General features: G+C 42.6%; 9 protein-coding genes. 3 read left to right on the plus strand and 6 right to left on the minus strand.

The window, feature by feature from the left end:
* Window positions 1–675: 675 nt before the first annotated feature.
* On the minus strand, window positions 676–2,616 hold the full coding sequence (gene gyrB, locus CYLST_RS16340; RefSeq protein ID WP_015208836.1) for a DNA topoisomerase (ATP-hydrolyzing) subunit B: 1,941 nt from the start codon (window positions 2,614–2,616) through the stop codon (window positions 676–678).
* Window positions 2,617–2,794: 178 nt separating this feature from the next.
* Between gyrB and miaA the strand changes: the two genes are divergently transcribed.
* Window positions 2,795–3,694 (plus strand): tRNA (adenosine(37)-N6)-dimethylallyltransferase MiaA, encoded by a 900-nt coding sequence (gene miaA, locus CYLST_RS16345; protein ID WP_015208837.1) that lies wholly within the window; start codon window positions 2,795–2,797, stop codon window positions 3,692–3,694.
* A 54-nt stretch (window positions 3,695–3,748) separates the two neighbouring features.
* Here the strand turns inward: miaA and CYLST_RS16350 are convergent, their stop codons facing one another.
* Window positions 3,749–4,519, minus strand: coding sequence for a Uma2 family endonuclease (locus CYLST_RS16350; RefSeq protein ID WP_015208838.1), 771 nt, complete (start codon window positions 4,517–4,519; stop codon window positions 3,749–3,751).
* Window positions 4,520–4,756: 237 nt separating this feature from the next.
* Between CYLST_RS16350 and pcrA the strand changes: the two genes are divergently transcribed.
* On the plus strand, window positions 4,757–7,081 hold the full coding sequence (gene pcrA, locus CYLST_RS16360; RefSeq protein WP_015208839.1) for a DNA helicase PcrA: 2,325 nt from the start codon (window positions 4,757–4,759) through the stop codon (window positions 7,079–7,081).
* 131 nt (window positions 7,082–7,212) lie between these two features.
* Here pcrA and CYLST_RS16365 read toward each other — a convergent pair whose 3' ends face one another.
* The 4 genes from CYLST_RS16365 to CYLST_RS16380 all read right to left on the minus strand — a co-directional run bounded on the left by CYLST_RS16365 (window position 7,213) and on the right by CYLST_RS16380 (window position 11,255).
* Window positions 7,213–7,533 (minus strand): hypothetical protein, encoded by a 321-nt coding sequence (locus CYLST_RS16365; protein WP_015208840.1) that lies wholly within the window; start codon window positions 7,531–7,533, stop codon window positions 7,213–7,215.
* Window positions 7,534–7,863: 330 nt separating this feature from the next.
* Complete coding sequence (locus CYLST_RS16370) at window positions 7,864–9,453, minus strand: B12-binding domain-containing radical SAM protein (protein ID WP_015208841.1); 1,590 nt, start codon at window positions 9,451–9,453, stop codon at window positions 7,864–7,866.
* A gap of 263 nt (window positions 9,454–9,716) precedes the next feature.
* A complete protein-coding gene (locus tag CYLST_RS16375; protein WP_015208842.1) occupies window positions 9,717–10,004 on the minus strand; it encodes an antibiotic biosynthesis monooxygenase family protein in 288 nt (95 codons plus the stop codon).
* 330 nt (window positions 10,005–10,334) lie between these two features.
* Entirely contained in the window at window positions 10,335–11,255 is a 921-nt protein-coding gene (locus CYLST_RS16380; RefSeq protein WP_015208843.1) for a metallophosphoesterase family protein, read from the minus strand.
* Between the two features lie 134 nt (window positions 11,256–11,389).
* Here CYLST_RS16380 and CYLST_RS16385 point away from each other — a divergent pair, with 134 nt between their 5' ends.
* Window positions 11,390–12,370 (plus strand): hypothetical protein, encoded by a 981-nt coding sequence (locus tag CYLST_RS16385; RefSeq protein ID WP_015208844.1) that lies wholly within the window; start codon window positions 11,390–11,392, stop codon window positions 12,368–12,370.
* Window positions 12,371–12,393: the final 23 nt, after the last annotated feature.

Here is a 12,393-nt window from a genome sequence, read left to right on the forward strand (position 1 = left end):
AAAAGCTTACGACCTCTATTCCTGGGTCGTTACGTGGTAATTAAAAGTTCTCAATATACTTACCAAATGCTGCTTGGCAGATTATATTGAGCTTTGCTCTTCAAGCATAACAAATGCAATTCTTGCTTGCGGACAAAATTAATCAGCCGATAATCAATTACTTCTTGTTATAAGTTTCTTGACAAGAAACGATTTTTCTAAAATAGATGCTAAGGGAGGAACCTATCATGTTTATAGCATGATTGTGACAGTCCGTAGTTGCCGGGTGATTTCCCTGTGGAGAGTATCAGGTTGCTGACCAGAGGAAGCATTAATAAGACAATAAATGTCACCCTGTATAGATTTAGATACACCTAATCACGGCGGTTTCAGTTAACTATGCCTGTGTGGGAGTTTTATATATGTGCTATTTGTACTAAATAATTTTGCGTAGCAGACTGAGCAATAGGCTACGTCTGCTTTCCAGCGATGGCGTAAAGCACCCGGAGGAGGTGTTTACCTAATTTTGCATCCGCCAAAGGAGGTGCTTTGTCACATGTTCATGTTCTGGTTTGCATAGATGCAACAATGGGAATGCCGCAACGCTAAAAAAGTAATGGGCAATAGGTTTTCGCCTACTGCCCATTACTAATAACCCAGATCAAAGATGATTTGGATAGTTGAGGTAATTGCTATTTAGATATCTAGATCTGTGAGGTTGAGTTTAGAACCGTAGGTTTCAATGAATTCACGTCTGGGTGCGACTCGATCGCCCATTAAAATTGTGAAGATGCGATCGGCTTCAGCTGCATCCTCAATTTCTACTTGTTTGAGGGTGCGGGTTTCTGGGTTCATTGTAGTTGTCCAGAGTTGGGCTGGCATCATTTCACCCAAGCCTTTAAAGCGCTGGATGTTGTAGTTGGCGTTGCTGGGAAATGTGGCGATGTGCTGTTGCAGTTCGCGATCGCTATAACAATACTTTGGATCACTGCGTCCTCGTTCTACTTTAAATAGTGGCGGACAAGCAATGTAAATGAAGCCTTGTTCGATCAGTGCTCGTTGATAGCGATAAAAGAAAGTTAACAGGAGTGTACGGATGTGCGCCCCGTCTACGTCAGCGTCAGTCATGATGACTATGCGGTGATAACGCAGTTGGGCAGCGTCAAATTCATCACCCTTAACTCCTAAACCGAGGGCTGTAATTAAAGCTTGAATTTCGTTGTTTTTGTAGATTTTGGCGTCGTCGGTTTTCTCGATGTTGAGAATTTTACCGCGCAGGGGGAGAATTGCTTGCGTGCGGCGATCGCGTCCTTGTTTCGCACTCCCACCCGCTGAATCCCCTTCCACAATGTAGATTTCCGATTCGCTAGGGTCACGAGTACTGCAATCTGCCAATTTACCAGGTAATGGGGAAGATTCTAGCACCGATTTCCGCCGCACCAACTCCCGCGCATGACGGGCTGCTTCTGCGGCCTTAAAGGCTTGAATCGCTTTATCTAAAATAGAATCAGCAACACCAGGGCGAAATTCTAGATATTCGGTGAGGACTTCTCCCACCAGAGAATCGACAATCCCCCGGACTTCGGTGTTACCGAGTTTGGTTTTGGTTTGTCCTTCAAATTCAGGATCGGGGACTTTGACGGAAATGACTGCTGTTAAACCTTCGCGGACGTGTTCACCGCTGAGGTTAGGTTCATTTTCTTTGATTTTATTGCGCTTGCGGGCGATCGCATTTAAGGTGCGAGTCAAAACCGCTTTTAAACCCTCTAAGTGCGTACCACCATCAACGGTGCGAATATTATTGGCAAAGCCCAGCACATTGTCTGTGTAAGCATCAGTACACCACTGCAAGGAAACTTCGATTTGAACGTTGTTACGTTCCCCCTGCACATAAATAATTTCTTCATGTAGGGGTAGTTTCTCACGATTCATGTAGGCAATATATTCTTTAATACCGCCTTTGTATTCGTAGGTTTCTACTTTAGCTGTATCGCTTTTTAGTAATTCTAGACGATGGTCGGTAAAGGTAATTTTGACGCCTGCATTGAGATATGCTAACTCCCGCAAGCGACCTGATAAAGTGATGTAATCAAATTCGATACTGGTGGTAAAGATTTGCGTGTCTGGCTTGAAGGTGACTGAAGTTCCCGTTCTGGCTTCTTTGTAAGACTTTGCTTGCAGTTCAGTTACAGCTGCACCCCGTTCATAACGCTGGGTAAATACCTTTTTTTCTCGCCAAACCGTAACTTCCACGAACTCAGACAAAGCATTAACAACGGAAATCCCCACCCCGTGCAATCCTCCAGACACTTTGTAGCCGCCGCCGCCAAACTTACCACCGGCGTGCAATACGGTCAACACAGTTTCTAAAGCCGATTTTCCGGTTTTTGGGTGAATGTCGGTAGGAATACCCCGACCATCATCTGTTACAGTCACGGAACCATCGGCGTTGATATCCACCTCCACATGGGTACAATGACCGGCTAAAGCCTCATCAACAGAGTTGTCCACCACCTCGTAAACTAAATGGTGGAGTCCTCGGGGCCCTGTGGTACCGATGTACATCCCTGGTCGTTTACGGACGGCTTCCAGACCTTCCAGAACTTGAATCTGATCGGCACTGTAACTGCTCGTCATGAAAATTCTCCTGATGTGTGGGTTTGAACTCGCCTAAAGGCTAAAAAAGTAAAATCACTCCAAAATTCTAACACAAAAGCCTTGTTGGCGTCTGTAGACCAATTTAGAGAGAAGTTTATACTAGGGTTGCAGTACTAGAGAAAATCAAGATGAACTGTTGACAAATGACTAATGACTAATGACTAAATTGATTGTGATTTGTGGGGCGACGGCGACGGGTAAGTCAGGTTTAGCTATGTTGGTGGCTATGCGGTTAGATTCTATAATTTTGAGTGCTGATTCCCGTCAAGTTTACCGTGAGTTTGATATTGGTACGGCTAAACCAACTGTGGCTGAACGAAACTTGGTACCGCACTATTTAATAGATATCTGTGAACCAACTAGCATGATGACGGTAGCAGATTATCAGGAGCAAGTACAAGCCTTGATGACTTCTAGTGGAGTTTCGCCACTGTTGTTAGTTGGTGGTACTGGTTTATATATCCGTTCTATTGTCCAAGGGATGAAGATTCCGAGGGTGGCACCACAACCAGAATTGCGATCGCAACTTGAATCTCTCGGTCAAACTCAACTTTATGCGATGTTACAACAAGTTGATCCAGTAGCGACACAAAAAATTCACGCTCATGACTCGGTGCGGACTTTAAGAGCACTAGAAGTATATTACGTCACTGGGATGCCGATTTCCGCACAGCAAGGAGAGAATCCCCCGAATTACCCGATTTTGCAAATTGGCTTAGAGTGTGATGTCGAAAAGTTAGGCGATCGCATTTACAAACGCACTCAGCAAATGATAGCAGATGGCTTGGTGGCTGAAGTGGAGTATTTATGTCAAAAATATGGCGCTGATTTGCCTTTATTAAATACTTTAGGATATCAAGAAATTAAGCAATATTTGGCTGGGGATATCTCCCAAGAGGAGGCGAAAGAATTAATAATTTTGCATACGCGGCAATTTGCCAAGCGACAACGCACTTGGTTTAGACCATATTCACAAATTGAATGGTTTGATGCCGATAGTCCTGATTTATTAGAGCAAGTTTGGCGGCGAATAAATGAGTTTTTAACAGATGTGTAGAGACGTTATATAAAACGCCTCTATTACAAAGTAGGGTAAATTCCTGAAAATACTTTACAGAGTATCAGGATCTACACCTAACGCCCTAAGCCTTTCTGCTAGTAATTGGGCACGTTGTTCTGCTTGTTGAGAGCGTTGTTCTGCTTGTTGAGAGCGTTGTTCTGCTTGTTGGGCACGTTGTTCTGCTACCTCCTTTTCTAGTTTTTCTTGATCAGCACGTTCGTCACCAGTTGGTAAAACAGCACCATCTTGATAGCACCAGCGCAACCAAGTATCATGCCTACCTTCAAATTGTCCTTCCCACAAAGTTACACCTAAACCAACTTGTTCTAACCAAGTTTCTTGAGTTTCAAAATAATATCTTCCGCTGAGTTGATAAACACGTAAAATTTGTTCTCCCAATTGGTGATTTGGATCATATACAATGTAGTAGCTCACCCGCATTTGCTCATAAATTCTGAGTTTTCTCTCCAGTTCTTCACCTTCTTTATTAGAGACAATTTCAACCACGATTTCGGGAGTTTTACCAAACTTCCAAACTAGGTAACAACGGTTTTGCTTTTCCCACCAATTTTCAGGTACTTGGACATCAAAGCTAATAAATACATCGGGGACAATAGCAGGTTCGCCGTAAGTATAGTAAATGCCGACATTGGCCGCTGCGAGAAAAGTTTGGTTTTGTAAAGAACTGTAAAGAGAGCCAACCAAGAGGCGTTGTTGTTTTTCAGATGGGAGATTATCTACAGGCGTATCATCTTCGGTGACTAGCAGGTTGGCATCTGGCACATCGTAATCATCAACATTGATTAAAAGTTGCTCAACCATGATTTTATCCACTGCTGAAGGATGTTATTTCTAGACTAATTGATTCGGGTGGGAGGGTGCAAACTAGCTGTTTGCGTGATTTCAGAAACGGAAGTTGGCGCTGAGTATTATCTGTTTCCGGGTGAGAAACTAATTGACCGTTTTGGAAAATCTCGATTTCAATTAACTTAGAATGATATGTGTTGATTGCAATACTCTCAACAGAAGCGATTCTTTTTCCAGTCGCATTGGCTATCCATGACCACAACCATTGACTTTCTCAGCCACCTTAACCCTAGCCAACGTCAAGCCGTCGAACACTACTGCGGCCCGTTGCTAGTTGTTGCTGGCGCAGGTTCCGGTAAAACCCGGGCGCTAACTTATCGGATTGCTAACCTGATTCTGAAAAACCGGGTAGATCCGGAGAATATCCTGGCGGTTACCTTCACCAACAAAGCCGCGCGGGAGATGAAAGAACGGATTCAAAGGCTATTTGCTGAACAGTTGGCGATGTCACAACACGGTCAGCGGTTGGATTTGTTGACAGAATACCAGCAAACTCAGTTGCGATCGCAAGTTTACAAAAACACCATCAAAAATATGTGGTGTGGCACCTTCCACAGCCTTTTTTCTCGCATCCTTCGTTTTGATATCGAAAAATATCAAGATGAAAAAGGACGCCGCTGGAATCGTAATTTCTCCATCTTCGATGAATCTGACGTTCAAACTTTGATTAAAGATATCGTCACTAAACAGCTAAACCTCGACGATAAAAAATTTGATGCTCGTTCCGTCCGCTACGCTATTAGTAACGCTAAAAACCAGGGCTTATCACCCCAGCAATTCGAGATAGAACAACCAAATTATCGCGGTAGAGTAATTGCCCAAGTCTATAATTCCTATCAGGATAGGCTAGCAGAAAATAACGCCCTTGATTTTGATGATTTGATTCTAACTCCTACCAGATTATTTCAACAAAATGAGCAAGTTCTAGATTACTGGCATCGGAAATTCTGCCATATTTTAGTTGATGAATATCAAGATACTAACCGCACTCAATACGACTTAATCCGCCTATTAGTAACAAATGGCGAAGACAGTAAGAGTGCCTGGAAATGGCAGAATCGCTCGGTTTTTGTCGTAGGCGATGCTGACCAGTCGATTTACAGCTTTAGAATGGCAGATTTCACCATTTTGCTAGAATTTCAGCAAGATTTTGGTGATGGTTTGGAGGATGATGACACCCGGACAATGGTGAAGCTTGAGGAGAATTATCGTTCTTGTGAAAACATTCTCGAAGCTGCTAATGAATTAATTGAAAATAACACCCAACGGATTGATAAAGTCCTCAAACCGACGCGGGGGGCTGGTGAGAAAATTTATTTTCATAAAGCAGATAATGAAATGGACGAAGCCGATTTTGTTATCAATCAAATTCGGACTTTAGAATATCAAAATCCAGAAATAAACTGGGGTAGTTTTGCTATACTTTATCGCACTAACGCTCAATCTCGCCCTTTTGAAGATTTATTAGTTAAATATCAAATTCCTTACACTGTTGTCGGAGGGATGAGGTTTTACGATCGCAAAGAAATTAAAGATGTCGTAGCTTATCTCCGTGCAGTCGCCAACCCATCGGATACAGTCAGTTTACTACGAGTTATCAATACTCCCCGGCGAGGAATCGGCAGAACTACCATTGAAGCTTTAGTTAACGCCTCTCAGCAGTTAGGGACAACCTTGTGGGAAATATTGAGCGATGAAACATCAGTTAATACCTTGGCTGGAAGGGCGACAAAAGCCGTAAATGGTTTTGCCGAAATGATTAAAAAATGGCAAGGAAATATTGCCACGATGCCTGTTACAGAGGTGGTAAATGGCATTATCGAAGACTCTGGTTACGTCCAAGACTTGATGAATCAAGGCACAGATGAAGCCACAGATAGGGTGCAAAACGTCCAGGAACTTTACAACGCCGCCCTGCAATTTCAAGAAGAAAACGAAGAGGTTAGCTTGCAAGCATTCCTGCAAAGTGCTGCACTCAGTTCCGACTTGGATAACTTAAAAGAAGGAAAAACAGCGGTATCTTTGATGACTTTGCACGCTTCCAAAGGGCTGGAATTTCCCGTAGTCTTTTTGGTGGGCTTAGAACAGGGGCTATTTCCTAACTACCGTTCTATCAATGATCCTGCATCGTTGGAAGAAGAACGCCGCCTGTGTTATGTGGGAATTACTCGCGCCCAAGAAAGGTTATTTTTATCACACGCCCGCGAACGCCGTTTATATGGTTCAAGAGAACCCGCGATGCGATCGCAATTTCTCGACGAACTACCAGAAGAGTTATTAACGAATCAACAAAAAAGTAGTCGCAGTTTTACTAAAGGTGCTGCTGCAACAGGTAGCAAGCAAGATACAAAACAAAATTGGCAAGTAGGTGACAGAGTTTTACATAAAACTTTTGGACTTGGAGAAATTACCCATATTTTTGGCACAGGTAACAAGTTATCTGTAGCGATTAAATTCTCTAGTTTAGGGCAAAAAATCGTTGACCCCAGAGTAGCGCAATTACAAAAAGTGGACTAAATATTTTAGGGATAGAATGCTGTCGATGCTTTGTTAGTGATAGTCCCAAATAGAGCGATCTCTCTATTTGGGGCAATCGTACTCACAAATATTATCCTGATAAACCTATACAGTTGAAACCATTTTTCTGGCTATAGTGCAAAGACTGCTATTCTACCTTCAGAGTTAATCTCTAGCAAATAATCTTTAGGACTACTTTTAAGTTCAGCCAGTACAAATGATGATGAATCATTATCCCATTGTCCCAGAATTTTCCAATCACTATCCCAAATAATACATCTACCTATTTTAGTGTGTACACTTAGAGGTTTTTCTTTGTGTTGTGATATCCATGCATACAGACGATCATCCTTTCCAGGACTTACAACTCGACTATTAGCAGGATTTTCTACATTAACAATCGAGACAAATGCATTTGATAGGTTATTGCAACCTTTAACAGCTGTAGTCATTTGAAATGCTCCTTCAATAATATTTCAATAGTTGTTGTTGCTCTTAATTTAGAGATAAATCGGGAAAAACTAGGGTAGTTTATATATTTTATTTGGCGTTGCTAAACCAAAGTATGATTTTTGGGTAGGCATTAGTTATGTTCACCAAGCTAAATTAGGCGACCTGCTGAAATCGGCAGCGCTTCTCGACAAGACGAGCATTTCCAGCCACATCAACCTGTTAATGTTCCATAATGCGGGTGTAGGGCAGGCATTTTGCCTGCCCCCAAACAAAACAAACAGGCGAGACGCCTGTTCTACGGAATATTTGGGGTATTTTTTTGGAAGTTCCTAAACTAAGACTTGAGATTTTTCCGCCTCAAGCTGTACCTCGGCTTCTGCTTTCAGAAACTCAGCGACTTGAGCCTCAATTTGCTCGCGGACAATTTGGCGATACTCCACGAAATGCTCAATTTGGGCACAAACGGCTAAATAACTACTCACCCCACCAGGATTATGCCGATACATATTCCACAGATTGCGCCAAAATTGCCAACGGGTATCACGTAGCACACCCTGACGCCAGCAGATGACCAACAATGCCCGGAGTACCGTCAAGTTCAATGGTTTTTTAGCACCTTTGCCCTTTTTGGGATAGGTTGCTTCGCCCAAAAGACGGTAGTGACGGTATGCGCGGTCTAAAAACCGCGATGGTTCATACAAATCCCAAAACGCCTGCACATATTCTTGGGCGATGTCTTCTAATGGTCTTGTGGGGACAAAGTTCATCAACGTGGTTTGGTTGATGTTGGCAGATTTGCTGCGGAGTCGTCCTTCCTTAACCAATCGATGCCAGAGGGCTGTGTCAGGAAGCGCTTGCAACATACTAAATAAGGCGGTGGGAATTGCAGTTTGCTCAACAAATTTAACAATTCGTGCCCCAGCACCTTGCTTTTCGCCATCAAAGCCAATGATGAAACCTGCCATAACTCGCAATCCTGAGCGAGTAATTTTCAGCACTGCTTCACTGAGAGAATCTCTGGTATTTTGGAATTTTTGAGTGAAGGCGAGACTTTCTTCATCGGGTGTTTCAATCCCCAGAAAAACCGCCCCAAAATTACACGCTACCATCGAATCCATCAATTCTTGATCTTGGGCTAAATCAACTGAAGCTTCTGTCGCGAAAGAAAAGGGATATTGATGTGACACCATCCAAGGCAGAAGTTCTTTGAGAAATAGTTTGACATTGCGCTTATTACCGATGAAGTTATCATCGACCATAAAAATACTGCGCCGCCAACCCAGTTCGTAGAGGTAATCAAGTTCTGCTAACAGTTGCGCTGGGGCTTTAGTGCGGGGTTTCCGTCCGTAGAGAACGATAATGTCGCAAAACTCGCACTGGAAGGGACATCCACGGGAAAATTGTACTGACATTTCCGCATAGGCATCAAACTCCAGCAAGTCAAAGCGAGGAATCGGAGTGCCTGTGACATCTGGCTTTACACCGCCGGAGCGAAAGACACCTGTAGCATCACCGCGTGCGATCGCTTCCATAAATAATGGTAAGGTAATTTCCCCCTCATCCAAAATTAAATAATCTGCACCCACATCTGTCACTTCGTTGGGTAACGCTGTCGGATAAGGGCCACCCACCGCAACACGCTTACCTCGACTCTTCGCTTCCCGAATCTGGTCTAGCAAATCCTCTTTTTGCACAATCATCGCCGACAAAATCACCAAATCAGCCCAAGCCCATTCTGCTTCCGTGATTTGACGAACATTCCGGTCTACTAGCTTGTAGTCCCATTCTTGCGGTAAAATCGCCGCAACTGTCACCAAGCCCAAAGGTGGTAACATCGCCTTACGGTCTAACAAAGCCAGTGTTTTTTCAAACGACCAAAAACTTTTTGGAAAGAGGGGATATATAAGTAATACGTTCATTATGATGATTCAAAGCCTAAATTTTTGTTGCAGGTTTATTTCACTCAAAGACTGAAATGGTGCAAGATTGTTTCCACTTCTAGATCAATGCAGAGAAAGGTCTATGATTGTTTGTCTGATTATAGAATAAGTGGTCAACTAATCGTACCACTGACGTCTATTTAGTTTTTTGAGATATTTTTGGGTTTGATTTTATTCAAGCTAAAGCTATAAATCATCTTCTCAACTAGGACAATCGCAACAACCTAGTGATTTTCTTGCGTCTAAACTTGGTCAAAATGTTCAACAGTGGGAAATGGTTCATAAAAATGATGGAGAAGTTTTTTCCACTCTTGATACTCAACAGAACCTCGAAATCCCACAGTATGGGCTTCTAAGGTCTCCCATTTGACAAGTAATAAATATTTGCCTTTGACTTCTATACATCTATGGAGTTCATGAGAGATATATCCATTCATTGACGAAATAATACTAGAGGCTTTTTTGAAATTATCTTCAAAATCTTGCTCTAATCCAGGTTTAATAGGAAGTATTACTGCTTCAAGAATCATCTGTTTTGGGTAAATATTTTTTTAACGTTCGCGCAGCGTGCCGGAGGCATTACCGCAGAGACGCAGAGAGCGCAGAGGCAGATAAAGAAGAGATATGATGCCTACGGCTCCCGTCAGGGATACACATCTTATTTAGAACCGCTTAACTCTCATAGCTTTAACCCAAACAAGTAAGTAGGCGAAAAGAAATCAAACTATATTAAGTAAGGTAGCAAATGTTGAAATTAGTTCGTAATCAGGGCTTTGTCCATCAAAGTAGGGCTGAAGCCCTTACTACAAACCTTTATACCTCCCTCAAAACTCCGTGTACCTCTGCGCTAACCTCTGCGTTTAAATACTCTTCAACTTAATCACACCCTGATCAAAAACACGTTTATTAGTACCAATTCCACTCAACTCAATTCTATCTGCATACACCTCGTAAGCCATAAAACTCAAATTACTAGTAGAGTGTTCTGTCCAGGGAGAACGACCGACAGGACGATTACCCGCACCAGCACCACAAATTAAGTAAGTTGTGCCATCAATAGCAAGAGTCCGTTCATAATTATGTTCATGACCATTGATATAAGCTTGAACATTGTATTTTTTAAACAACGGAGTTATGGTTTTAATAAAATCTGGATTACTCCCATATTGACCAGATGAATATATCGGATGATGACCAAATACTATTTTCCAAGAAGCTTTACTTTGACTTAATTCTTTTTCTAACCAAGGTAACTGATTTTTCCAATCAGCATTACCATTAGTATCTAAGGCAAAAAATTGCACAGCACCCCGACGAAATGTGTAGTAGCGGCGTCCATTCATATTAAAGCCAGCATAACGGAGTTGTGCTGCACCGTTAGCAGTACGAATATCATGATTACCTAAACAAGCTTGAAATTTTACACCTTGATTGAGTAAAGGTTTATATGGACGCTCAAAAACAGCACCAACTTTCTCAATTTCGCCGTTATTATAAATATTATCGCCAGCTAAAACAACTAAATCGTAGGGATTTTGCTGATGATAATAATTCATCGCTCCAGCTACGGCATACTGTCCTCTAGCCCCAGTTCCTGTATCGGCAACAGACACAAAACGCAATAGCAAATCTTTTTTGGTTGGGTTAGCAGCTATGGCTGTTTCTAAAGGAAAAATACCAGTACTTTGGCTATTTTGCCGAGATAATGCCCAGCCAAGAAACCCTGCACCAATAGTGCTGAGGCTACCTAAAAATAAAAATTGACGGCGGTTAAACTTCATAAATCTCCAAATTCAAAAATTAGCAATTTTACCTGAAATAACGGGCAATGAAATGATACATTAGGGCAAAAGAGACAGCAGCAGTCAGAAAATATTTATTTTGTCATTGATTCGCAAATTTTGGTGAAAGTTCCATGTCACAAGACAATCAGAATTCACAACCACCTGCTTCTCCTGAACCACCAGCGAATCAGCCGGTGAGTAAACCTCCCCAAAAACCCAAACAGAGAGTTACGCCTATTTGGAAGGCGACAATTATTCGATTTCTCAGAGGAACAATTGGGGTTTTAGAAACAACGGTTGTGAAGCTGGAGACAACGCCGCCACCTGGTACGGAGAAAAAAACCAGCTTTTTACAGCGGCTAGATTCATCATTGAGTCGATTTTTAAGGACAGTTCGCTTGTTTTTGCCATCAAGTGTATCAAACAATGTATCAGATACAACTTTGGCAGGAATTGTCGTTGTAATTGCTGTGGTGATAGTTTGGACAACTTCGACTGTGTTCACTGGTAAACCTCCTGAGGTAGCAACGCTTCCCCCTGTTGAGGAGGTTCCAGCACCCACTGTGGCACCTCAACCAACACCGGAACCAATACCAGAACCAACGCCGGAACCAACACCGGAACCAATACCGGAACCAACGCCGGAACCAATACCGGAACCAACGCCGGAACCAATACCGGAACCAATACCGGAACCGACACCGGAACCGACACCGGAACCAACACCGGAACCAATACCGGAACCAGCGCCAATTGTGGAATTGACGCCGGAAGAAAGCTTGATTGCGGCTATCAAAAGTCAATTAGGGGAAATTAGCCGCATCCAGCGCACCGAAGGCGATCGCACTTCTGAAAGTTTGATAAAATCTATTCAAGCCAATTTCCGCCGCAGCAATTTAACTATCAATATTAGTGATGACTGGTACACCCTCGAACCATCCCAGCAAGATAAACTAGCAGCGGATATATTACAACGCGCTAGAGAACTAGATTTCAGCCATCTAGAATTTATCGATTCGCAAGATAAGCTGATAGCACGTAACCCAGTTGTTGGCGATAAAATGGTAATTTTTAAACGTAGCGAGTCGATGAATTTGCCAGTTACATCATAAATCTAGGACTTACGCGTTGACAA

It is taken from the genome of Cylindrospermum stagnale PCC 7417 (genome assembly GCF_000317535.1).
Classification (GTDB): domain Bacteria; phylum Cyanobacteriota; class Cyanobacteriia; order Cyanobacteriales; family Nostocaceae; genus Cylindrospermum; species Cylindrospermum stagnale.

Bases quoted from the DNA above. Each gene is read 5' to 3' on its own strand.
- gyrB (WP_015208836.1), bottom strand. From the start codon at position 2,616: ATGACGAGCAGTTACAGTGCCGATCAGATTCAAGTTCTGGAAGGTCTG.
- miaA (WP_015208837.1), top strand. From the start codon at position 2,795: ATGACTAAATTGATTGTGATTTGTGGGGCGACGGCGACGGGTAAGTCA.
- CYLST_RS16350 (WP_015208838.1), bottom strand. From the start codon at position 4,519: ATGGTTGAGCAACTTTTAATCAATGTTGATGATTACGATGTGCCAGAT.
- pcrA (WP_015208839.1), top strand. From the start codon at position 4,757: ATGACCACAACCATTGACTTTCTCAGCCACCTTAACCCTAGCCAACGT.
- CYLST_RS16365 (WP_015208840.1), bottom strand. From the start codon at position 7,533: ATGACTACAGCTGTTAAAGGTTGCAATAACCTATCAAATGCATTTGTC.
- CYLST_RS16370 (WP_015208841.1), bottom strand. From the start codon at position 9,453: ATGAACGTATTACTTATATATCCCCTCTTTCCAAAAAGTTTTTGGTCG.
- CYLST_RS16375 (WP_015208842.1), bottom strand. From the start codon at position 10,004: ATGATTCTTGAAGCAGTAATACTTCCTATTAAACCTGGATTAGAGCAA.
- CYLST_RS16380 (WP_015208843.1), bottom strand. From the start codon at position 11,255: ATGAAGTTTAACCGCCGTCAATTTTTATTTTTAGGTAGCCTCAGCACT.
- CYLST_RS16385 (WP_015208844.1), top strand. From the start codon at position 11,390: ATGTCACAAGACAATCAGAATTCACAACCACCTGCTTCTCCTGAACCA.